Annotated in this window: 21 protein-coding genes and 1 riboswitch; of the genes, 17 read left to right on the top strand and 4 right to left on the bottom strand. The window is 46.4% G+C overall.

All coding sequences use genetic code 11. The features are described from left to right. Positions 1 to 8: 8 nt before the first annotated feature. Positions 9 to 1,850, bottom strand: coding sequence for a TonB-dependent receptor domain-containing protein (locus tag XMG59_RS02960; protein WP_173498183.1), 1,842 nt, complete (start codon positions 1,848 to 1,850; stop codon positions 9 to 11). Positions 1,851 to 1,881: 31 nt separating this feature from the next. Then, positions 1,882 to 2,062, bottom strand: a riboswitch (cobalamin riboswitch). Between the two features lie 70 nt (positions 2,063 to 2,132). After that, on the bottom strand, positions 2,133 to 3,032 hold the full coding sequence (locus XMG59_RS02955) for a ketopantoate reductase family protein (RefSeq protein WP_173498182.1): 900 nt from the start codon (positions 3,030 to 3,032) through the stop codon (positions 2,133 to 2,135). A 67-nt stretch (positions 3,033 to 3,099) separates the two neighbouring features. Here XMG59_RS02955 and XMG59_RS02950 point away from each other — a divergent pair, with 67 nt between their 5' ends. Next, positions 3,100 to 3,582, top strand: coding sequence for a YajQ family cyclic di-GMP-binding protein (locus XMG59_RS02950; protein WP_173480538.1), 483 nt, complete (start codon positions 3,100 to 3,102; stop codon positions 3,580 to 3,582). 66 nt (positions 3,583 to 3,648) lie between these two features. Here XMG59_RS02950 and XMG59_RS02945 read toward each other — a convergent pair whose 3' ends face one another. Together XMG59_RS02945 and XMG59_RS02940 are read right to left on the bottom strand one after the other, a co-directional pair. Next, on the bottom strand, positions 3,649 to 5,055 hold the full coding sequence (locus tag XMG59_RS02945; RefSeq protein WP_173498181.1) for an MFS transporter: 1,407 nt from the start codon (positions 5,053 to 5,055) through the stop codon (positions 3,649 to 3,651). Between the two features lie 111 nt (positions 5,056 to 5,166). Then, positions 5,167 to 5,928 (bottom strand): SDR family oxidoreductase, encoded by a 762-nt coding sequence (locus tag XMG59_RS02940; protein ID WP_173483302.1) that lies wholly within the window; start codon positions 5,926 to 5,928, stop codon positions 5,167 to 5,169. Between the two features lie 458 nt (positions 5,929 to 6,386). Between XMG59_RS02940 and XMG59_RS02935 the strand changes: the two genes are divergently transcribed. The 16 genes from XMG59_RS02935 (at position 6,387) to XMG59_RS02860 (ending at position 22,301) form a co-directional block, all read left to right on the top strand. After that, positions 6,387 to 6,890 carry an FxsA family protein gene (locus XMG59_RS02935; RefSeq protein ID WP_173483301.1) on the top strand — a complete coding sequence of 168 codons (504 nt, stop codon included), beginning with the start codon at positions 6,387 to 6,389 and terminating at the stop codon, positions 6,888 to 6,890. Between the two features lie 219 nt (positions 6,891 to 7,109). Further along, positions 7,110 to 7,403: a co-chaperone GroES gene (locus tag XMG59_RS02930; protein ID WP_173480542.1), complete on the top strand. Its 294-nt coding sequence runs from the start codon at positions 7,110 to 7,112 to the stop codon at positions 7,401 to 7,403. 47 nt (positions 7,404 to 7,450) lie between these two features. Next, a complete protein-coding gene (gene groL, locus XMG59_RS02925; protein ID WP_173480543.1) occupies positions 7,451 to 9,091 on the top strand; it encodes a chaperonin GroEL in 1,641 nt (546 codons plus the stop codon). Positions 9,092 to 9,373: 282 nt separating this feature from the next. Then, complete coding sequence (locus tag XMG59_RS02920; RefSeq protein WP_173498180.1) at positions 9,374 to 10,723, top strand: substrate-binding protein; 1,350 nt, start codon at positions 9,374 to 9,376, stop codon at positions 10,721 to 10,723. Between the two features lie 89 nt (positions 10,724 to 10,812). Then, entirely contained in the window at positions 10,813 to 11,829 is a 1,017-nt protein-coding gene (locus XMG59_RS02915; RefSeq protein ID WP_173484639.1) for a branched-chain amino acid ABC transporter permease, read from the top strand. Position 11,830: 1 nt separating this feature from the next. Next, on the top strand, positions 11,831 to 12,946 hold the full coding sequence (locus tag XMG59_RS02910; RefSeq protein WP_173480546.1) for a branched-chain amino acid ABC transporter permease: 1,116 nt from the start codon (positions 11,831 to 11,833) through the stop codon (positions 12,944 to 12,946). Between the two features lie 22 nt (positions 12,947 to 12,968). Continuing rightward, entirely contained in the window at positions 12,969 to 13,724 is a 756-nt protein-coding gene (locus XMG59_RS02905; protein ID WP_173483300.1) for an ABC transporter ATP-binding protein, read from the top strand. Continuing rightward, complete coding sequence (locus tag XMG59_RS02900; RefSeq protein WP_173480548.1) at positions 13,721 to 14,479, top strand: ABC transporter ATP-binding protein; 759 nt, start codon at positions 13,721 to 13,723, stop codon at positions 14,477 to 14,479. The genes XMG59_RS02905 and XMG59_RS02900 overlap by 4 nt, the downstream gene beginning before the upstream one ends. A 109-nt stretch (positions 14,480 to 14,588) precedes the next feature. Next, positions 14,589 to 15,518, top strand: coding sequence for a hypothetical protein (locus XMG59_RS02895; RefSeq protein ID WP_173480549.1), 930 nt, complete (start codon positions 14,589 to 14,591; stop codon positions 15,516 to 15,518). An 87-nt stretch (positions 15,519 to 15,605) separates the two neighbouring features. Beyond that, entirely contained in the window at positions 15,606 to 16,157 is a 552-nt protein-coding gene (gene thpR, locus XMG59_RS02890) for an RNA 2',3'-cyclic phosphodiesterase (RefSeq protein WP_173480550.1), read from the top strand. 26 nt (positions 16,158 to 16,183) lie between these two features. Next, entirely contained in the window at positions 16,184 to 17,536 is a 1,353-nt protein-coding gene (gene yegQ, locus XMG59_RS02885; protein ID WP_173483372.1) for a tRNA 5-hydroxyuridine modification protein YegQ, read from the top strand. 155 nt (positions 17,537 to 17,691) lie between these two features. Beyond that, positions 17,692 to 19,200, top strand: coding sequence for a fumarate hydratase (locus XMG59_RS02880; protein ID WP_173480551.1), 1,509 nt, complete (start codon positions 17,692 to 17,694; stop codon positions 19,198 to 19,200). Between the two features lie 124 nt (positions 19,201 to 19,324). Beyond that, entirely contained in the window at positions 19,325 to 20,107 is a 783-nt protein-coding gene (locus XMG59_RS02875) for an ABC transporter ATP-binding protein (RefSeq protein WP_173483299.1), read from the top strand. A gap of 27 nt (positions 20,108 to 20,134) precedes the next feature. Beyond that, entirely contained in the window at positions 20,135 to 20,872 is a 738-nt protein-coding gene (locus XMG59_RS02870) for an ABC transporter substrate-binding protein (RefSeq protein ID WP_169450310.1), read from the top strand. A 20-nt stretch (positions 20,873 to 20,892) separates the two neighbouring features. Then, positions 20,893 to 21,612 (top strand): ABC transporter permease, encoded by a 720-nt coding sequence (locus XMG59_RS02865; protein ID WP_254447044.1) that lies wholly within the window; start codon positions 20,893 to 20,895, stop codon positions 21,610 to 21,612. After that, a complete protein-coding gene (locus XMG59_RS02860; protein WP_173480553.1) occupies positions 21,609 to 22,301 on the top strand; it encodes an ABC transporter permease in 693 nt (230 codons plus the stop codon). The genes XMG59_RS02865 and XMG59_RS02860 overlap by 4 nt, the downstream gene beginning before the upstream one ends. Positions 22,302 to 22,319: the final 18 nt, after the last annotated feature.

Here is a 22,319-nt window from a genome sequence, read left to right as displayed (position 1 = left end):
AGATAAGTTTACTTCGGTTGATATTGAATCGAAAGGAATGCTCCAAATGGAACGGCATCATAACTGTAAGCTAGTTGATACTCTTCATTGAAAAGGTTTTCGAATTTTAGCTTAGCACTCCAATTATTATTGATCTTTTTACTTACAGAAAAGTTTGTAACGGTATAAGACTTCAGAATTTGGTCATCCCAATACGAGTTATCTCTGTCACCCGAGTGAATGATTTGTGCTAGCCAATCATAGGAGTTGTACAAACCGCTTAGCTCTAATGTTGTGTAGTTCTTAGCTCTGCGAGAAAGTCGTTCACCTGTTTCATCCTTTGGATTTTGGATGACATGGCTTAATTTATAGTTAATCTGGTCAATTGATCCTGACAGATCAAACTCAAAACCCGCGTTATCGTAAGAAATATTCTCGTATCCATTGTTACTATAAATGATGGCATTTGAACTTCGATTTCTAAAATAAGTTAAACCGCTTGTCCAGTTGGAAGATTTGTAATCAATTCCAAGCTCGTAACCTTTGTGTTCTTCTGCGTTTAGATTCGGATTCCCGGCAAATTCATCTGCAGTTGGTACCGCGAAAGAGGTCGAGTAAAGTGCAGTTGCTCGAATAGATTTATGCAAGTCATACCCGCTCCCCAAAAGCCATGTATTTGAGCTCTCTTTTTGGCTGGTTGAAGAGATTTTGTTGTCTGTATCAATCGAGTCATGACGAATATTTAGCTGATAGTCGATAGATTCGCTTAGGTTTCCATTAACACCAGCAAACACACTTTGAGTTATTCTATTAACCGTGTTATAGGCATCAGTGTAATCTGCATCGGATATTTCAGTACCAAAGGTAATAGTGCCTTTTTCCACGTTAACTGAATTGTTTACTGTAAAGACTGTTTGGTTTGCTTTTTTAGGTGTTTGGTCGTCGCCCTCGATAAATTCATGATAGCTATAGTTAGAGCGAGTTATGCTGAGAGAGGTTAATGATTTTTCTGTAACTTTTCCTGAGCCATAAATACTTAGAGAGTCACTTTCTTGGTTTGCGTAAAAATCGCCATCATTGTGGGCAACACTATTAGGATAAGTACCAACATAATATGTGCCATCATAGTCGATTCTGCCTGTTGATTTACTTAAGTTAATACCTAGCTTTTTATCAACTGATGGTGCCCATTCAATACGGCTACTAATTCCCGTGTTCTTGAATGGGTCGGTGTCAGAGTCGGTTGTTGGTTTTTGCAATGGGTTAATAGCAGATCTGTTTTCGGTACTAAACTCATTTACTGAGAGAGTATATGAAATGTCATCTGATTTACCACGGAATGATAGGTCTAGTTCTTGAGTATCACGCGATCCGTAAGTCACTTTAGCGTTGAAAGAATCTGCTGTACTGCCTGATTTGGTAAATATAAGAACGGCACCGCCAACAGCTGAGCTTCCATAAAGCGCACTCATGTTGCCACGTAATATCTCTATACGATCAATTTGGGATAGTGGAATGTTGTTATAGAGTACTGCCCCCAGCGCATTCGTTTGCAATCTTACACCATCCACAAAAACCGCAACGTTTTTACTAGCTTGTCCCCGCATAAATATTGAAGAGACCGTGCCTGGTCCACCATTTCGGCCAATTTCTATCCCAGGTTCAGATTGGATCAAATCAATCACCGTTGCTGCAGGCGACTGCTCGATTTCCCAGCGGGTTATTACGCTTGCTGACGGAAGTACTTCGGCTAAATCTTGCTCAACATTAGCTGCGCTGGTGATGGTTTTGGTGACGAGAATAGTCTCTTCAGCAACAGCAAAAGAGGAAGCAGTCGACGCTGCCAGTAAAAGGGTCGTAAATAATTTCATGATCTCTCTCGATGCGCCCACCGCGCATGGTTGGATGGAATTGAGAGTGGGCCGGTATCCGGGCTTGGAGGTCTCTATCTCAACGCCTTCCCAGCTGTCGCCAGTGGCATGATGTTGAAATAACCGTCCTTACCGTTGCGGGGGCAGCGTCAGTTTTTCACTGAACTTCCCGTTTAACCCCATTAAAGGGCACCTACTCCGATGAGTGACGCGCATTGTATCAGCGCGACTAGGTTAGGCAACTTGAATCGATTCAAGCGATGTTGAATGGCATTCACTCTGTTAACGTTCAGCAAGCGTTAGGCTTTGGATGGTATTAAGCATCTTTTTGTTACAGGGAACTTCGACTGCGTACTTTTTAGCGAGATCCACAATGGCCCCGTTAATATGCTCAACTTCTGTGCGTCGACCCTTTGCGACATCCTGTAACATGGATGACCGGTTTTTATAGGTTAATTCGGCAACGCTTCTAACTTCTTCAATCAGTGGAGTGTGACGATCAATCCCCATCTTGAGCTCAAGCAGCTCAATTTCCTTTGCCAGATTGGTTGTCACTATTACCCGCTCGTCTGTCGAAAATATTTCGCCATTGGTGCATTGATGTGTAGCAGTAACTGGATTTATACAGCAGTTTATCGCGACTTTTCGCCATAAGATGGTATCGATATCATCGATCCAGTCGGCCCCACAAAGCGATGATGCTTTACTATCTACTTTTTTATTAAGGCTTCCGATAAGCGTAGAGCCATTTGCCGCATGAACCGTATGGAAAGGTGCTAGATTAAAAGCACCATCGGTCGTACTGGCAAATAGAATGTTGTGATCTGGAAAGGTCTCTTGAATCGTCTGTTGTACACCGTAGCCATTAATCATAACGATGATGGTGGCATCACTCGCTAACTGATTCTTAACCCTGTTAATGGCATCAAGTGCATCAAACGCTTTAGTAGTGATTAGTATATGTGTAATGGTGTCTGAGAGATTTTCTGCGCAGGTCGCTTTGCATTGAACCACTCTCAACTCTTTATTAGGGCTCTCAACACGAAGTGATTGTCCATTGCGATTGAATGCGTCGACCTGCTCAGAGGAGCGGAGTACTAGTGTAATCGCTTCGCCTTGTCGATGTAATCGATCAGCCCAAAGGCTGCCAATCGCACCGGCACCAATTATATGCCAAGTCACACGTACCACTCCTAATGAAAAAAGGTATTATATCGACCATTCATTCGTTTTAAGAGAGGAGAGGGCGATGCCATCGTTCGATATTGTTTCTGAAGTAGATTCTCATGAAGTGGCTAATGCGGTCGATCAAGCGAATCGTGAGATCTCAACACGTTTTGACTTTAAGGGCGTGGATGCCAGTTTTGAGCTAGACGGTGAGTCGGTTAAAGCGGTTGCTGAAGCGGACTTTCAATTAAAGCAGATGATCGATGTGCTTCGAGCAAAATTGGTTAATCGAAAGATCGATCCAAACTGTATGGACATTCAAAAAGCTGAGCAGAATGGTAAACAGGCTCGCCAGACGATTGTTCTTAAGCAAGGTCTAGATCAGGCAGCGAACAAGAAGCTAGGTAAATTGATCAAGGACTCAAAGCTAAAAGTTCAGACTCAAGTGCAAGGCGAACAACTGCGTGTCACCGGTAAGAAACGTGATGACCTTCAAGCGGTGATGGCGCTGTTGCGTGAGTCAGATTTTGAGCTGCCTCTGCAGTACAAAAACTTCCGCGACTAGAGTTTACGCTCAATAAAAAAGCGACGTCTGAAAAGAGGTCGCTTTTTTGTTTCTTAAGAGTAGTGATCAGCTTTGCTCACGTTGATTCTGTTCTAGAGTCTTAGCTTGAGCTACCTCCAGTTTGTCGCGCAGCATCCACAACATGACCAGTGATGGAATGACCATCAAGAAGGTAATGACAAAGAACAGTGACCAGTTACCATCAAGACCATCTACCATGGTGCCACTGAAGCTCGCCAGCGTTGTGCGACCAAGGTTACCCAACGACGCGAGTAGGGCGTATTGAGTCGCACTGAATGCACGCCCTGTCAGTGCCGTTAGGAAGGCCACAAAGGCAACTGTTGAGAAGGCGGTAGTAAAGTTATCGACGATAATGGTTGCTGCAAACAGCCACTCTACCGGCCCAACTTCTGCTATCAGTGCGAACATTAAGTTAGATGCACCCATTGCGATACCACCAATCATAAGCCCTTTAAGCACACCAAAGCGAACGTTGATGGCACTGCCGATGAGTGTGAACACCACCGTCGCTATCCAGCCTAGCATCTTGGTGTATTCACCAATCTGCTCGTTGGTAAAGCCAACCTCTTTATAGAAGACCACTGACATCCGCCCCAAGAAAGCCTCGCCAATCTTAAACATAAAGATAAAGGCGATTAGGGTGATGGCTACCGATAGACCGTTTCGGCGAATAAAATCGGCAAAGGGTTCAATGACCGTAACTGCGAACCAGCTGGCGAAGCGACCTAAACCAAAGCGGTTTTGGTAGTTCTCTTCCAGTTTGCTCTGAAGGTTAGAGCGGCGATCGACCGGCTCACCCACTAACAGAGTAAATACCATTAATAGGCCCATGATCACTGCCATAACACCGTAGACACCGTTCCATCCCATTGAGTCGGCATTAACGAAGGCTAGGTAGCCTGGAAGCGAGTAGCCAGTCCACCAGCCGACAACGGCCATAGCTGAAGCGGGCGGCATCTTCGTGGTTTCATTGATATCAAACTGGTCGATACGGAAAGCATCCACTGCAATGTCTTGGGTGGCCGATGCGATGGCAATCATCAATGCGATCAGAGAGATATATAGCATGCCTGGCACTTTGCCAGATTCTGTGGTTGGTTCTCCCATCGCAGAATAGGCGCTGCTTGGGTCTGCCTGAGTGATCAGCAGAATCATAAACAGCATGATACCCTGACATAAAAATATCCAAGATCGGCGTTGTCCTAAACGGCTTAAAACCGGCAGGCGAACACGATCGACCAAAGGGGCCCATAAAAAGTTAAATGCATAAACGGCAAAGATAGAACCGAAGAAGCCGATGGCGGTTCGAGATAGGCCTTCATCTTTGAGCCAGCCACTCATGTTGGAGCCGATTAGAACCCAGGGGAAGCCGGAACTACACCCCATCAAGAAGACCCAAAGTAGGCGCTTATCTTTATAAACCCGAAGAGTGTCAATCCAGTTTGATAGCATTTTTATAGCTTCCTTAAAAAACTCTGTCAGATGCTATCAATTTGTGTATGAACGGTAAATGAAGCAATAAAAAAGCCGGCAGAAGCCAGCTTTTTTAGAGAGCGATTCGAATTAGATTCGAAGACCGCCATCAACCTCGAAACAACGACCTGATACATAGTCGTTTTCAAGGATGAAAGAGACTGTGTGAGCGATCTCTTCAGGTTTACCAAGACGTTTAGCCGGGATGCCCGCAGCGATTTTCTCGCGTGCTTCCTCTTTCATCGCCATGACCATCTCAGTACCGATGTAGCCTGGTGCAATCGATGCTGCACGGATACCGTATCGAGCAAGCTCTTTCGCCCAAGTAACGGCCATTGCTTCTACACCTGCCTTAGTCGCGGTGTAGTTGGTCTGGCCCATGTTACCACTGCGCGAGATAGAAGAGATGTTGATAATGCAGCCTTCTTGCTTGTTTTTGATCATTTGTGCAGCAGCTTCACGTGCACATAAGAAGGTACCAGTAAGGTTTACATCCATTACCAGGTTCCACTGATCCATGCTCATTTTCGAGACGATTTCGCCATCTTTTACTTTGATGAATAGACCGTCACGTGTGATGCCAGCATTGTTAACAAGACCGTTTAAGCCACCCATGTCGGCAACCACCGATTCGAATAGAGCTTCAACTTCAGCCTCTTTAGAGACATTGCATACGTAAGTGCGGCCATCGCTGCCAGCAGCTTTTACTTGATTGAGAGTCTCATCAAGGTCTTCTTGGTTAAGGTCTACCAGTGCAAGACGTGCACCTTTGTTTGCTAGCTCAAGTGCCATTGCACGGCCAAGACCACGACCACCACCAGTGATCACTACTACTTTATCTTTTAGATCCATTTCCGGACTCCTACCAACAATCTAATATTTTCAGCGCTTAACGCTGATTGCTGCCTGTTTTTATTTTGCGGTGCAATTATTTTTGCATAGCAGCTATTGCACTGCACAAACTAAGCCTTCTGCAGTGCAAAATCCATAGCTTTTGTGGAGTTTTTTAAAAATTGAAAAGAATTGTTTGCAGAGGTTCGGGTCAAACCCTTTTTTGTGCATTTAAGTAATTGAATTTATTGTTTATTCAAGTTGGTTATACCCGCCATCTAAGGTATTAGACATAGGTAAAAGATCACTGCACAAAAGTGATATTGCGCTGCAAAAGCCCAGTTGTAGTCCGGTTGTGGCTCGAATGTAGCCCATATGTAAATAGTTGCCTGAATGTAAATTTAAGTTAAACAATCAGCTGTTCACTTTAGATTTCTTCGCAGCCTTGATAGCCTTGGTTAAAACAGAGCGAGAACAGCATGCCAATACTCTTTATTATCTTTGTCGTAATCCCCGTTATTGAAATCACCATCCTTATAAAGGTCGGTCAAGCGATTGGTGGCTGGTATACCGTGGGCCTGGTTCTGCTGTCAGCTTTTATCGGGGTAAATATGTTGCGTTATCAGGGTGTGACGACTCTGTTAAAAGCTCGCAGTCGTATTGAGAGTGGAGAGATTCCGCTATCAGAAATGAGAGATGGGATATTGATAGCGATAGGCGGAGCCCTTTTGGTTACTCCTGGGTTTGTGACCGATGTAATTGGTTTCTCCTGCCTGTTGCCATTCACTCGTGGCCTGTTTTTTAATCTTTTCGGACAACGCATAAGTGATGCGTTTACTAAGAGTGGTGGGCAAGCACACTTTTACTCATCGACCCAGAACTCCCAGGATCCCTTCTCTCAAAATAGAAGTGACATCATTGATGGTGATTTTGTTGAGGTGAATGACCCATCAAGCAATAACGACGACAAACGGTTGCACTAATTTACACTGGGTTGTCCATTAATAAGTCCTGCACTTTCTGCTTATGGCTTGCTAAGACCTAAGTTGGAAATTTAAATTTTTTTCAGCTTGGGTGTTGAAATCTTTTCCCCCCTCCCCAATTAAATATTTCACCTAAGAATTGTCGGTGAATTATTGGTTCACTGGCTTTAAACAAAAAACCAACATCGTATTGGATCCTAGATTCAGGAGAAGAACCAGATGAAAATTCGTCCACTTCATGACCGTGTAGTAGTTCGTCGTAGCGAAGAAGAAGCTACTTCGGCTGGCGGTATCGTATTGCCAGGTGCAGCTGCAGAGAAACCAAACCAAGGTGAGGTTGTCGCAGTAGGCGCTGGTCGTGTCACTAATGATGGCCAGGTTGTTGAGCTGTCTGTCAAAGTCGGTGACAAAGTGATCTTTGGTCAGTACGCGGGCACTAACACTATCAAAGTAGATGGTGAAGAGCTGCTGATCATGCAAGAGAGCGAAATTTACGGCGTACTAGAAGCCTAATTCGTTTTACTGGTAAAGAATTGAATAAATTTAAAGGATTCTAAGAAATGTCTGCTAAAGAAGTACTCTTTGGAAATGATGCTCGTCAGGGCATGCTTGCTGGCGTAAACGTTCTAGCAAATGCGGTTAAAACAACTCTAGGCCCTAAAGGTCGTAACGTTGTACTAGAAAAATCATTTGGTGCACCAACAGTGACTAAAGATGGTGTCTCAGTCGCTAAAGAGATCGAACTTAAAGATAAGTTCGAAAACATGGGCGCACAGATGGTTAAAGAAGTAGCCTCTAAAGCTAACGACGTTGCTGGTGACGGTACTACGACTGCAACTGTTCTAGCTCAAGCGATTGTTAATGAAGGTCTTAAGTCTGTTGCAGCGGGAATGAACCCAATGGATCTTAAGCGTGGTATCGATAAAGCGGCTGCTGCTGTAGTTGCTCAGCTTGCTGAAATGGCTGTGCCATGTGCTGATTCTAAAGCGATTGCTCAGGTTGGTACTATCTCTGCAAACTCTGACGCTGAAGTGGGTAACATCATTGCAGAAGCGATGGAGCGTGTAAGCCAAGATGGTGTCATCACTGTTGAAGAAGGTTCTGGTTTCGAAAACGAACTAGACGTTGTTGAAGGTATGCAGTTCGATCGCGGTTACCTATCTCCTTACTTCGTAACTAACCAAGACTCTATGGTTGCTGAACTAGAAGATCCATTCATTCTTCTAGTTGATAAGAAGATCTCTAACATCCGTGAGCTGCTTCCAGCACTTGAAGGTGTTGCTAAATCATCACGTCCACTGCTTATCGTAGCGGAAGACGTTGAAGGTGAAGCGCTAGCGACTCTTGTAGTGAATACTATGCGCGGCATCGTGAAAGTGTGTGCTGTTAAAGCGCCTGGTTTTGGTGATCGTCGTAAAGCAATGCTAGAAGATATCGCTATTCTTACTGGTGGTCAGGTGATCTCTGAAGAGGTGGGTCTGAGCCTAGATGCAGTTGAACTTGAGCAGCTTGGTCAAGCTAAGCGCGTAGAGATTAGCAAAGAGAATACTACCATTGTTGACGGTGCTGGCGCTAAAGCAAACATCGACGCTCGTGTTCAAGCGATCCGTGTACAGATGGAAGATACTACATCTGAATACGACAAAGAGAAGATGCAAGAGCGTGTTGCTAAGCTAGCAGGCGGTGTTGCAGTGATCAAAGTGGGTGCTGCGACTGAAGTTGAGATGAAAGAGAAGAAAGCTCGTGTAGACGATGCACTTCACGCAACTCGTGCAGCCGTTGAAGAGGGTATCGTTCCTGGCGGTGGTGTTGCTCTGATTCGCTCACTTCAGGCTGTCGAGAGCCTAGAGGGTGACAACCATGATCAGACGATCGGTATTCAGCTAGCACTACGTGCAATGGAAGCACCACTTCGTCAAATCGTAGCAAACGCAGGTGGTGAGCCATCAGTGGTTGTCAACGAAGTTCGTAACGGTAAAGGTAACTACGGTTACAACGCGGGTACAGAAGTCTACGGCGATATGCTTGAGATGGGTATCATCGACCCTGTTAAGGTAACTCGTTCGTCACTTCAGGCGGCAGCGTCAATTGCGGGTCTAATGATTACGACTGAAGCGATGGTTGCTGAGATCCCAGAAGATAAGCCAGCTATGGGTGCACCTGATATGGGTGGCATGGGTGGTATGGGCGGCATGATGTAAGCATCCCCCAAAAATATAAAGCCCCGATCGGTCAGCCGATCGGGGTTTTTTTATGTCTACAATTCAGTAGTTGAAGAGGTTCTTTATACCGCTAAGTTTTTGTATTTGCTTTAATATTTTTACTTTGGTTATAGGTTGGTATGAGATTTCATATCTTGAAAGAGTTTTCCTAGTACATTGGTCTAAATCAACCTTTAGTAGGGTAGTCACTCAGTGTTGACTCTAGTACTTTGCAGTTTCCGATTGTAATAAAAACAAACCCAACAACGGAGTTACAAAGTAATGACTGATAAGACTCAAGGCGTTTCTCGCCGTACGGTACTTAAAGGCACTGCAGCTTCTGCAGCGGCTATCGCAGTACCAAGCTTCTACATCCCAACTGCTTCTGCTGCTGGTTCGTTCCGTAACGACCCTAAAGCTTCAGGTAAGTGTGTCCTAGGTTTTAACGTACCTCAATCAGGCGCTTACGCAGATGAGGGTGCAGACGAACTACGCGCATTCAAACTTGCTGTTAAACACCTTAACGGCGAAGGCGATGGCGGCATGATGCAAACCATGAAACCAATGAACCTTAAAGGTAACGGTATTCTTGGTATGAAAGTTGAGTACGTAACTGGTGATACTCAGACTAAGTCTGACGCAGCACGTGCATCGGCTAAACGTATGATCGAGAAAGATGGCGTTATCATGTTCTCTGGTGGTTCATCATCAGGTGTAGCTATCGCAGTTCAGGCTCTAGCTGAAGAGATGGGTACCATCTTTATGGCTGGTCTAACGCACTCAAACGATACAACTGGTAAAGACCGTCGTCGTCACGGTTTCCGCCACATGTTCAACTGTCACCAATCAGCACTAGCACTTCGTCCAGTACTTAAAAACGAGTACGGTTCAGATCGTCAGGTTTACCATCTAACAGCTGACTACACTTGGGGTTGGTCTCAGCAGGACTCTATCGAGAAAGGTATGGCTGCTGAAGCAAACTGGAACACAGTTGCTAACGTTAAAACACCAGTAGGTGCAGGTGACTTCTCTCAGTACATCACACCAATCCTAAACTCTGGTGCAGATACTCTGATCCTTAACCACTACGGCGGTGACATGGTTAACTCTTTGACTCAGGCGATTCAGTTCGGTCTGAAAGATAAGCAAGTTAACGGTAAGGACTTCCAGATCATCGTTCCTCTATTCTCTCGTCTAATGGCGAAAGGTGCTGGCGACAACATGAAAGGCATCCTAGGTTCTACTAACTGGAACTGGAAGCTAACTGACGAAGGTTCTAAAGCATTCGTTAAGTCGTTCGGTCAGGAATACGGTTTCCCACCATCACAGGCAGCTCACACTTGTTACGTTCAGACTATGCTTTACGCAGATGCTGTTGAGCGTGCAGGTACTTTCGATCCACAAGCAGTTATCGCTGCTCTTGAAGATCACGAGTTCGATGGCATGGGTAACGGTGCTTCTCTATACCGTAAAGCGGACCACCAGGTAATGAAGAATGGCCTAGTTGTACGCGGTAACATGAACCCAACATCTGACTTCGACCGTCTTGAAGTATTGGATGTGGTTTCACGTGAGAAGCTTACATACGATCCAAACGAAGGCCCATTCGCCGGCGGCGCTCAGTGGTCTTAATCCAAGTGTAATTTTAATTACACCTTGGCACGCGAAGGGGTCCAAGGGACCCCTTCGTTTTTTATTAGCTTTTTTGGAGATTCATAGCTGTGGATGCAATAATCCTCCAGATCTTGAACGGTCTAGATAAGGGTGGTGCTTATGCACTGATTGCCCTAGGTCTAACGTTGATTTTCGGTACCTTAGGTGTCGTGAACTTTGCTCACGGTGCTCTTTTCATGTTGGGTGCTTTCGTCGCAGTTTCAGTTCGCGAAGTACTTACTATTTCAACAAAAGTTAAAGATGAGTCGGTTACTTTCTTTGAAGCATTCAAAGAGATCCCATACCTAGAGCTCTGGCTCGGTGATACGGGTAGAGCCATAATCGACTGGTCTGTTCCTATATCGATTTTAATCGCTATACCTATCATGCTTGTGATTGGCCTGGTGATGGAACGTGGCCTCATTCGTCACTTCTACCGTCGCGCACACGCTGATCAGATCCTTGTAACCTTCGGTCTTGCGATCGTTATTCAGGAGATCGTCAAAGCCATTTACGGTGCAAACCCGATTCCACAGCCAGCACCAGAGATGTTTGAGGGTACAGCGAACATCGGCGCACTCTTCGGTCTAGGCGACAATATTGTCTATCCGAAATGGCGTCTTGTTTACTTGGGCTTTGCTGCGATAGTCATTGCTGCAGTGTTTGCCTTCTTGCAGTTTACAACCTTTGGTATGGTGGTTCGTGCCGGTATGGCGGATCGTCAAACGGTTCAGTTGTTGGGTATCAACATCACCAAACGTTTCAGTATCGTCTTCGGTCTAGCTGCTGTCGTCGCAGGTTTGGCAGGTTTGATGTACACACCAATACTCTCTCCTAACTACCACATGGGTATGGACTTCCTAGTTCTGTCATTCGTGGTTGTAGTAGTAGGCGGTATGGGTTCACTACCGGGTGCGGTAGCGGCAGGTTTCCTACTCGGTATCCTCCAATCGTTCGCATCGATGAACGAAATCAAACAAATCATCCCAGGTATCGACCAGGTAATTATCTACCTAGTTGCAATGATCGTACTGCTCGTTCGTCCACGTGGTCTAATGGGTCGCAAGGGTGTAATGGAGGACTAAGATGCATATTGATAAATTTACACCTAAATCAGACATGATGATGCTGCTGGGCTTTGCAGCAGCCGTCCTGCTAATGCCACTTTGGCTTCAGCCATTCGGTGCAGCCTACCCAGACTTAATGCAGCGTTTCGCTATCTTCGGTCTGTTCGCAATTGGCTTTAACATTCTATTCGGTCAGACAGGTTACCTGTCGTTTGGTCACGCAGCGTTTATCGGTGTGGGGTCTTACACAACGGTTTGGATCTTCAAGCTGTTTACACTGAACATCCTTCCAGCGATGGTTGCCGGTGTTGTGGTGTCAGGTATCTTCGCCCTAGTCATTGGTTTCATCTGTCTTCGTCGAACAGGTATCTACTTCTCGATCCTGACACTGGCTTTAGCTCAGATGAGTTACAACCTTGCTTACTCTGTACTCACACCTATTACCATGGGTGAGACAGGTCTGCAGGTTGAAGCGGCTGACCCACGTGCTTGGGATGCGCCTCTAGCTGAAGGTGCGGTACCTCGTACTAACCTATTCGGCATTGAGATGACAGACTTTGGTGGCCTAGCAGGCTTCTACATCTGTGCAGCATTCTTGATTGTTGGTTTTTATGTCGCTCTACGTATCACTCGTTCACCTTTCGGTTCGATGCTACGTGGCCTTAAAACTAACCAAAACCGTATGTCATACACAGGTTTGAACACTCGCCCATATGCACTGGCAGCGTTTGTAATATCAGGTATGTATGCGGGTCTTGCTGGTAGCTTAATGGCAGCGATGGACCCTCTAGCGGGTGCGGAGCGTATGCAGTGGACTGCATCAGGTGAGGTTGTTCTTATGACAATCCTTGGTGGTGTCGGCACATTGGTTGGCCCGTTCCTTGGTGCGGTAGCTATCAAGTACTTCGAGAACATCTTCTCTGCTATCGATGGTGCAGTTCTGACTAGTGCTCTAGATTTCCTACCAGACTTCTTGGTTTCTGGCCTTGTTCCAGTACTGTCTCTGTTCGTAGGTAAAGGTTGGCACCTAACGCTAGGTCTAATCTTCATGCTGGTCGTTATCTTCCTGCCTGGTGGCATCATGGAAGGTTACCGTCGAATCAAAGCTCGCTTCTCGAAGCAGGGCGAAGAGTAACTCAAGCTAACAGGATATTTATATGTCAGTACTAGAAATCTCTGGCGTAAACAAAACATTCGGTGGCTTGAGAGCACTGGATGACGTCAACTTAAAAATTGAAGAGAAAACCGTTCATGCGGTCATCGGTCCGAATGGTGCCGGTAAATCAACACTGCTGAACGCAGTCATTGGTAAGTTGATTCCAGATAACGGCACGATTTCGTTCTCTGGTAACAGCATGATTGGCCTTAAGCCACATAAGATTAACCAGTTGGGTATTTCACGCGTATTTCAGACTCCTGAGATCTTTGCTGATCTTACGATCATGGAAAACATGATGATCCCACTGTTGGCTCACCGCGATGGCGAATTCAAGCTAAATGCTTGGAAACGTTCTGATCAGGATGCAGACCTGCAAGAGAAGGCTGCTAAATACCTAGAGTATGTGAACATGCTAGGTAAATCTGATACTCACGCGGGCAGCATGAGCCGTGGTGATAAGCGTCGTCTTGAGTTGGCAATGTGTCTCTCTCAAGAGCCAAAACTACTACTTCTTGATGAACCAACCGCGGGTATGGCACGTGCCGATACCAACAACACCATCGATCTGTTGAAGAAGATCAAAGCGGATGGAATGACGATGGTCATCATCGAGCACGATATGCATGTAGTCTTCTCACTCGCTGATAAAGTGAGTGTAATGGCAGCAGGTCACGTGATCGTTGAGGGTTCTCCAGATGAAATTAAAGTGAACCCTAAAGTTCGTGAAGCATACTTGGGAGGAGCGGAAGTATGACCAATACAGTCGCAACTGAAGCCGTTAGAACTCAAAACCTGGGTACACCGGTTACCTACTGTTCTATCCACGATATTCATGGTTACTACGGTGAGTCTTACATCGTTCAGGGTGTGAGTTTCAATATCCATGAGGGTGAGATTCTTGCTCTACTTGGCCGTAACGGTGCCGGTAAAACATCAACGTTGCGTACCATCGCACGTTGTGATGACCCAGTATTAAAAAGCGGTGAGATCTGGTTGGATCACCAAAATATTCACGACATGACAGCGTATGAAGCGTCACAAGCGGGTATTGCACTGGTTCCTGAAGATCGCTGTATCATTCCTGGTTTGACGGTAGAAGAGAACCTGCAGCTGGCTCAAATTGCGCCTCCTAAAGGTTGGAATATCGAACGCATCTACGAGCTATTCCCTCGTCTGGGCGAGCGTCGTAACCAAGAGGGCGTCACTCTGTCAGGTGGTGAGCAGCAGATGCTTGCGATCGGTCGCGCGCTCTGTCGAGACATCAAAGTTCTTCTTCTTGATGAACCTTATGAAGGTCTGGCTCCTGTTATCGTTCAAGAGATTGAGCGTACTCTACGTGAGATCAAAGAGCTGGGTATTACTACCGTGATTGTCGAGCAGAATGCAATTGCTGCACTGAAGCTTGCTGATCGCGCAGTGATCCTTGATACCGGTAACGTTGTATTCGACGGAACCGCTCAAGAAGTTCTTGATAACGAAGCGCTTCGTAACGAGTACCTAGCGATTTAATCGCGCTCTTATCAGTACTCCACCTGTGCCCAGCTTTGCTGGGCACTCTTTTTTGGGGGGGATAAAACTGGTAATGTATCACTTTCTAATTGAGTAAGAACCCTCTTCAATGTCTGAACGTCGCGAACCAGGATTCAATTTAGATCAACTGGCCGAGCCAGTGCCCACTCTTGAACCTGAAAAGCAAAAACCTCAAGTGCCTAACAACCCCACTAATGCCGCCGTTAAGCCCTCTTCTAAAAGTAGTGGTTTAGCAACGGGTGTTGCTGTTATTGCACTGTTAGTGGCTGTGGCTATGGCTGTATGGAACTACCAACTGACTCAAAAGATGGATCAACAATCCGTTCTTCTGGAACAGATGAACTTATGGCTTGAGAGTACCGATGCAACGCTGACGAAGACAACGACTTCAGCGTCACAATCAGGTGAAACCCTCTCTTCTCGATTAGAGCAGCTTAATGGTCGTGTTGAAGATCGTATTAAGCATTTTGACTCTGAGATCGCTAAGCTTTGGACCGTTTCGTATCAGCGCAATAAGCCTCAGTTGGAGAAGCAGGGCAAGACGATTGAAGCACAAGCTAAACTGATTAAATCTCAGGCTGAATCGATAAAAAGCATTCAGTCAGGTGTGGATCAAGTTCAAGCACAAGCTAAAAAGAGCGAAGGGTCTGTTAATAAACTGTCCAAATCAGTATCAGAATTTGATAGCAGTTTGAAAAAACGTGACCAGCAACTATCAAAACTTAATGACCTAGTTGCCAGTAAAGATAAGCAGATCGCTCAATTAAGTGAACGGGTAGCTCAACTCAACAGTGACCTTGAGTTTCAGCTCTCTATTGAACGGGACGAGAGAGCAAGGCTTTCAGAGCAGCTTGAACAAGTTAAGGCAGGTTCCAATTCCAGTGATCTTGATGGCCGTTTAGCGACCATTGAAGATCGTCTCCGCTCCATTGATTCTAGTCGCCAGTCGGTCAATGCCGAACTATTGAACATCAAACAACAGCTCAATACGCTGCTGCTTGAAGGAGCTATTCGTTAGTTGAATTATTCGCAACTGATCAATACTTGTCCAAATCCTTGCCAATGGGCACAATACGCGCCACATGAAATGGAGCTGAGTTAAGACGTGAAGCTAAGAACCTTTTTTGCTTTACGCATTCCTGATAGAACGGCTCGAGAGCTCGCTAATCTTTCTGATGAGTTGTGTCAGTTTGATTTAGGGCTGGACGCAACCTGGTTTGATTCATCTGGCTATCACCTGACGCTCTGCTTTTTAGGAGATGTCAGCCTAGAACAGATAGAACAGCTCGAGAAACGTGCCACTCAAATAGATTTTGGTAGTCGTTTTACCGTTCAGCTAGATCAGGTCAGTTATTACGCCGTTAATCCGAGACTCTCCCTGATCGCGGCGATGACCGCGCAGAATAGTCAGCTAACGATGCTCCATGAGCAGTTAGTGGCGTTAGCCGAAGAGGTTGGCATTGTTTGTAAAGATCAGAACTTTATGCCCCACGTCACCTTGGCACGCTTGCCAGCGGACAATCGATTTGCTGTCGACAGAGAGTTGCCGCCTATCGATCATAGCCTGCCGGCTGACTCGATTGTGCTTCTTCAGAGCACTGAGGGTGATCATGGCAGTGTCTATAAGCCGCTTTTCGAAGTGCCACTTACACGCTAAACCGTTTAACCAATTTTGAGAACATGATGCGAAAACCCGAGCTATTGTCCCCTGCAGGGACCTTGCGAAATATGAAGTATGCCTTTGCCTATGGTGCTGATGCGGTCTATGCCGGTCAACCGCGCTATAGCCTTCGTGTACGTAACAACGACTTTACTCTTCAGAACCTTGAAGAGGGGATCAATATTGCGCATCAACTGGGTAAAAAGTTTTTTGTCGCCAGTAACATTCTGCCGCACAATTCAAAGTTGGGTACCTACATGAAGGATATTGATCCTGTTGTAGCGATGAATCCTGATGCCATGATCATGTCCGACCCTGGCCTGATTATGATGGTCAAAGATAAGTATCCAGATCTTCCGATTCACCTCTCTGTTCAGTCGAATACTATGAACTGGGCTGCAGTGAAGTTCTGGGAGCGAGCAGGTATTGAGCGAATCATCCTGTCACGTGAACTCTCGCTAGATGAAGTGGCTGAAATACGTCAACAGTGTCCGGATATTGAGCTTGAGGTCTTTGTTCATGGCTCACTCTGTATCGCCTACTCAGGTCGCTGTCTGCTATCGGGTTACATCAACCACCGAGATCCAAACCAGGGTACTTGCACAAATGCTTGTCGTTGGAAATACGATGCTCATGAAGCTCAGGAAGATGAGTCCGGTGATGTGGTTCCCGTTCAGAGCTTTGATCCAAGCGAAGAGAAGCAGCCTGCCCTAGGTGAAGGTAAGCCATCAGATCAGATCTACCTGCTCCAGGAGGAGACTCGCCCTGGAGAGTATATGCCGGCCTTTGAAGATGAGCACGGTACCTACATCATGAACTCAAAAGATCTGCGCGCCATTCAGCACGTGCATCGCTTGACGGAGATGGGCGTCGACTCTCTGAAAATTGAGGGACGCACTAAGTCGCACTACTACGTTGCCAGAACCGCGCAAGCTTACCGTCAAACCATTGACGATGCAGCGGCTGGTCGCCCATTCGACAAGGGGCTAATGGATGTCCTTGAGAATCTTGCAAACCGAGGATACACCGAAGGTTTCTACCGTCGTCATGTTCACGACGAATACCAGAACTATGAAACGGGTAACTCTGTGGGTGTGCATCAGCAATTTGTCGGTGAAGTGGTTGAGCGTGACGCGGACTCTGGCAAGCTTGTTATCGATGTGAAGAACAAATTTGAGGTGGGTGACACACTTGAGTTGATGACCCCTCAGGGTAATCGTCGCTTCAAGCTTGATGAGCTGTATGACAAGAAAGGTGCTCGAGTCCATGTTGCCCCAGGTTCAGGACACCGTGTGACACTACCACTCGATTTTGATACTGATATGGAATACGCGCTACTGATGCGTGATCTTCCAAACGCTCCAGAGAGGGCGTAAATGATAGCCGGCGACTGAGCCGGCTTTTTTGTCTCTATAGGTTCTGCTTAGCCGTTAGACAAAGTGTGGTCATCCCATCTGATTTGGATGATGTATAATCTGGCTGCACTGCAGGGGTGGAGCCCCCTGATCATCACTATAAATGGAGTTTTCCAATGAGCGTTATTCGCCAAGACGACCTTATTGATAGCGTTGCTGATGCGCTACAGTTCATCTCTTACTACCACCCAATCGACTTTATTGAAGGTGTGCACGAAGCCTACCTGAAAGAGGAGAACCCAGCCGCTAAAGATGCGATGGCGCAGATCCTAATCAACTCGCGCATGTGTGCTGAAGGTAAGCGTCCTATCTGTCAGGACACCGGTATCGTTACCGTATTCCTTAAAGTGGGTATGAACGTTCAGTGGGATGCTTCAATGAGCGTCACCGATATGGTCAATGAAGGTGTTCGTCGAGCCTACATGCACCCAGATAACGTCCTACGTGCCTCGATTCTTGCTGACCCTGCTGGCAAACGTCAGAACACCAAGGACAATACTCCTGCTGTTATCCACTACGAAATTGTAGAGGGCGATGAGGTAGAAGTTCATGTGGCTGCTAAAGGTGGTGGTTCAGAGAATAAATCGAAGATGGTGATGTTGAACCCATCTGACAGCATCGTGGATTGGGTGGTTAAAACGGTACCGACTATGGGTGCTGGTTGGTGTCCACCAGGTATGTTGGGTATTGGTATTGGTGGTACTGCCGAGAAGGCAGCAGTCATGGCCAAAGAGTCTTTGATGGACCCTATCGATATTCATGAGCTACGTGAGCGTGGTCCGCAGAACCGTGTCGAAGAGCTACGTTTAGAGATCATGGATGCGGTCAATGAGCTAGGTATTGGTGCACAGGGTCTTGGTGGTCTGACAACGATTCTAGACGTTAAGATCATGGACTACCCAACGCACGCGGCATCTTTGCCAATCTGTATGATCCCTAACTGTGCTGCGACTCGCCATACTCATTTTACTTTGAAAGGTGATGGGCCGGCCGTTCTCACACCGCCAAGCTTGGATCAGTGGCCAGAAGTGACCTTTGAAGTCGGTGCTAATACACGCCGCGTCAATCTAGATGAGATCACACCTGAGTCGGTTAAAGAGTGGAAGGTTGGTGAGACTATTTTGCTTAATGGTAAAATGTTGACCGGTCGTGATGCCGCCCATAAGCGCATGGTAGAGATGCTTAACAACGGTGAAGAGTTGCCAGTTGATCTGAAAGGGCGATTCATCTACTACGTGGGTCCTGTCGACCCTGTCCGTGATGAGGTTGTAGGCCCTGCTGGCCCAACAACGTCAACACGTATGGATAAGTTCACACGTCAGATTCTAGAGTCAACGGGCCTACTGGGCATGATTGGTAAATCAGAGCGTGGTCCAATCGCTATTGATGCGATCAAAGATAACCAAGCGGTCTACCTAATGGCTGTTGGCGGTGCTGCTTACCTTGTCTCTAAAGCGATCACTGACTCAAAAGTGCTAGCCTTCCCAGAGATGGGCATGGAAGCGATCTATGAGTTTGAAGTCAAAGATATGCCGGTGACTGTGGCTGTAGATGTGAATGGTGAGTCTGTTCATACATCTGGTCCAGCTAAATGGCACGACATAATCGTTAAAGCGAAAGGCTAAACGAAAACTCACATTAAGGGCCGCGTTTATCGCGGCTTTTTTGTTTGTGGAATATAGAAGGCTTGCCGTGTGTCACTATTCTCGCTAAAGTCCCTTGATTACATGACTGTTTGGTTAAGTTTTAATGTCTCAAGATTCACAACCCGCTACTGCGCTTCGCATGATCGATATTCATAAATCCTACGGATCCCTGAACGTTATCAAAGGGGTCTCACTGGAGGCGAAAGATGGCGATGTGATCTCTATTCTCGGTTCGAGTGGCTCGGGTAAGAGTACGCTACTGCGTTGTATTAACCTGCTTGAAAATCCAAGCAAGGGTGAGATCTATCTTGGGGATGAGAAACTTGAGTTGGTGCCATCTAAGAGTGGCGAGTTGCAGGCTAAAAGTCGAAAGCAGCTTGAAAATATGCGTTCGCGTATCGGTTTTGTATTCCAGAACTTTAATCTCTGGCCGCACCGTACTGTGTTAGAGAATATTACAGAAGCTCCCATTCAAGTTTTAAAACAGTCTAAAGATGAGGCGGTGGGGCAGGCAAAACTGATCCTAGAGCAGGTCGGTCTCGTAGATAAGATTGATGCCTATCCTAGTCATCTTTCAGGTGGCCAGCAGCAGCGTATTGCGATAGCACGTGCTTTAGCGATGGATCCACAGCTGTTATTGTTCGATGAGCCAACTTCAGCGCTTGATCCTGAGTTGGTCAATGAAGTGCTGGCGGTCATGCGGGATCTGGCCTCACAGGGACGCACTATGCTGATAGTAACCCATGAAATGCGCTTCGCACGTGATGTTTCGAGCCAGATTGTCTTTCTTCATGAAGGACATATCGAAGAGCAGGGAACACCAGAGAAACTATTCGAAAATCCTTCATCTGCAAGGGTGAAGGCCTTTATGTCGAGTCATCAATAGGACAGTAGATCCTAATAGGAGAAAATAATGAAATTAAAAAACCTCGTCGTTGGTCTTACTTTGAGTGCTGTTGCAGCCTCTTCAGCTTTCGCAGGCGATAAAATCCGTATCGCTACTGAAGGTGCATACGCGCCTTTCAATATGGTCGATGACAAAGGTCAGCTTCAGGGCTTTGACGTAGATATCGCTAATGCACTTTGTGCTGAAATGAAAGCAGACTGTACGCTAGTGGCACAGGATTGGGACGGTATTATCCCTGGTCTTATGAGCCGTAAGTACGATGCAATCATCGCATCAATGTCGATCACAGAAGAGCGTCTAAAAGTTGTCGACTTCACTAACCCATACTACTCAAACGTTCTCGCTTACGTGGGTCCTAAAGGTCAGTCTATGGGTGACATGAAGGGTAAAACGCTTGGTGCGCAGCGTGCGACTATCGCTGGCCAGTACCTTGAAGACAACATGTCAGGAAGCGCGAGCGTAAAACTGTACGATACTCAAGATAACGCATACTTAGACCTTGCTGCCGGCCGTCTTGATGGCATGCTGTCAGATAAGTTCCCAGCATACGACTGGCTACGAACTGATGACGGCAAAGGCTTTGAGTTCAAAGGCCAGGATATCGACATCGACGATAAGATCGGTATCGCAATTCGTAAAAACGATGCTCTAAAAGAGAAGTTCAACAAAGCACTTCAAGCGATTGTTGATAACGGTACTTACGCGAAAATCAACGCTAAGTACTTCCCATTCTCGATCTACTAATCGGGACAGGCTGTGCCTAAATGGCGCAGCCAATATCTTACTCTATGTTTGATCTTCACGGCTTCGGTCACCTTCTTTGGGAGGGTGCCTGGATAACTATTCAGCTTGCGCTCGCTAGCCTATTTTTTGGCCTTATTATTGGGCTTGCTGGTGCCTCTGCGAAACTATCCTCGATTGCGCCACTTCGCTGGTTAGCAACCGGATACACAACGCTGATTCGTGGAATACCGGAACTGCTTTTAGTGCTCACCATCTACTTTGGTGGCTCGATGCTGTTGATGGCTATCGCAGAGCGTTTTGGTTATACAGATTACATAGAGGTGGGTGCTTTTGCAGCGGGTGTCACGGCGCTCTCTATTGCATTTGGTGCCTACGCTACTGAAGTTTTTCGAGCGGCTATTCAAGCGCTCCCGAAGGGCCAGTGGGAGTCAGCCTATGCTTTGGGCTTGCCTCGCCTGACGACCTTCTATCGAATTATTCTGCCCCAGGTTTGGCGTCTTGCGCTGCCAGGTCTTGGCAACCTTTTCCAAGTACTTCTAAAAGATACCGCACTCGTCTCTGTTGTTGGTTTGAACGACATTATGCGACAGGCCTACGTTGCGACGGGGTCTACAAAAGAGCCGTTCACTTTCTACATGGCAGCCGCACTGATCTATCTTGGTCTCACGGCAATATCTACTTTGATAACTACTTATCTTGAGCGCGCATCAAATCCTGCTGAGAAGAGGGTTGCAGCATGAACTGGTCATGGGATGTGATCTGGGAATATTTTCCACGCCTCTTTGATGGCGTTTGGTTAACACTAGAATTGGTTCTCTATTCAGCCTTAACGGGGCTAGCGATTGCAGTGCCTCTTGCGCTGATGCGTGCCTCTAAAAATCGCTTAGTTTCTGCGCTTCCTTGGGCATACATCTATTTCTTCCGTGGCACGCCGTTATTGGTCCAAATATTTTTGATCTACTATGGCTCAGCTCAGTTTGATCTCATTCGAAATACATCCCTTTGGGAAATTTTCAGTGAACCCTTCTGGTGTGCACTGATAGCGTTAACGCTGAACACTGCAGCGTACAGTGCTGAGCTTGTTCGTGGTGCAATCCAGTCTATTCCAAAGGGGGAGATTGAAGCTGCAGAGGCTTTTGGTATGTCGAAACTGGTTCAGATACGACGTATCGTCCTGCCTCGTGCTTTCGGTATTGTGCTTCCTGCTTACGGGAATGAGTTAATTCTGATGTTGAAGGGTAGTGCGCTCGCCTCAACCATTACTCTGTTGGATCTTACGGGTATGGCGAGAACCATTATTGCTCGTACTTATACCCCGCTGGAGATCTTTTTTGCGGCAGGTATGTTGTATCTTGCTATCGCTGCGCTATTTATTTTGGCGTTCCGGTTTATTGAGCGCTGGCTAAATCGCTATCAATACCCGCGATAACTTTTATCGATTCTGAGC

This window comes from Marinobacterium sp. xm-g-59, assembly GCF_013283315.1.
GTDB lineage: Bacteria > Pseudomonadota > Gammaproteobacteria > Pseudomonadales > Balneatricaceae > Marinobacterium_E.
This window is presented reverse-complemented; position numbering and strand designations above follow the sequence as displayed.

What these genes read in the sequence shown, in the direction of transcription:
- XMG59_RS02945 (WP_173498181.1), bottom strand. Translation starts at nt 5,055, where the DNA reads ATGCTATCAAACTGGATTGACACTCTTCGGGTTTATAAAGATAAGCGC.
- XMG59_RS02860 (WP_173480553.1), top strand. Translation starts at nt 21,609, where the DNA reads ATGAACTGGTCATGGGATGTGATCTGGGAATATTTTCCACGCCTCTTT.
- XMG59_RS02910 (WP_173480546.1), top strand. Translation starts at nt 11,831, where the DNA reads ATGCATATTGATAAATTTACACCTAAATCAGACATGATGATGCTGCTG.
- XMG59_RS02895 (WP_173480549.1), top strand. Translation starts at nt 14,589, where the DNA reads ATGTCTGAACGTCGCGAACCAGGATTCAATTTAGATCAACTGGCCGAG.
- groL (WP_173480543.1), top strand. Translation starts at nt 7,451, where the DNA reads ATGTCTGCTAAAGAAGTACTCTTTGGAAATGATGCTCGTCAGGGCATG.
- XMG59_RS02950 (WP_173480538.1), top strand. Translation starts at nt 3,100, where the DNA reads ATGCCATCGTTCGATATTGTTTCTGAAGTAGATTCTCATGAAGTGGCT.
- XMG59_RS02870 (WP_169450310.1), top strand. Translation starts at nt 20,135, where the DNA reads ATGAAATTAAAAAACCTCGTCGTTGGTCTTACTTTGAGTGCTGTTGCA.
- XMG59_RS02940 (WP_173483302.1), bottom strand. Translation starts at nt 5,928, where the DNA reads ATGGATCTAAAAGATAAAGTAGTAGTGATCACTGGTGGTGGTCGTGGT.
- XMG59_RS02880 (WP_173480551.1), top strand. Translation starts at nt 17,692, where the DNA reads ATGAGCGTTATTCGCCAAGACGACCTTATTGATAGCGTTGCTGATGCG.
- XMG59_RS02865 (WP_254447044.1), top strand. Translation starts at nt 20,893, where the DNA reads ATGGCGCAGCCAATATCTTACTCTATGTTTGATCTTCACGGCTTCGGT.
- XMG59_RS02900 (WP_173480548.1), top strand. Translation starts at nt 13,721, where the DNA reads ATGACCAATACAGTCGCAACTGAAGCCGTTAGAACTCAAAACCTGGGT.
- XMG59_RS02930 (WP_173480542.1), top strand. Translation starts at nt 7,110, where the DNA reads ATGAAAATTCGTCCACTTCATGACCGTGTAGTAGTTCGTCGTAGCGAA.
- XMG59_RS02875 (WP_173483299.1), top strand. Translation starts at nt 19,325, where the DNA reads ATGTCTCAAGATTCACAACCCGCTACTGCGCTTCGCATGATCGATATT.
- XMG59_RS02905 (WP_173483300.1), top strand. Translation starts at nt 12,969, where the DNA reads ATGTCAGTACTAGAAATCTCTGGCGTAAACAAAACATTCGGTGGCTTG.
- XMG59_RS02920 (WP_173498180.1), top strand. Translation starts at nt 9,374, where the DNA reads ATGACTGATAAGACTCAAGGCGTTTCTCGCCGTACGGTACTTAAAGGC.
- XMG59_RS02960 (WP_173498183.1), bottom strand. Translation starts at nt 1,850, where the DNA reads ATGAAATTATTTACGACCCTTTTACTGGCAGCGTCGACTGCTTCCTCT.
- XMG59_RS02935 (WP_173483301.1), top strand. Translation starts at nt 6,387, where the DNA reads ATGCCAATACTCTTTATTATCTTTGTCGTAATCCCCGTTATTGAAATC.
- yegQ (WP_173483372.1), top strand. Translation starts at nt 16,184, where the DNA reads ATGCGAAAACCCGAGCTATTGTCCCCTGCAGGGACCTTGCGAAATATG.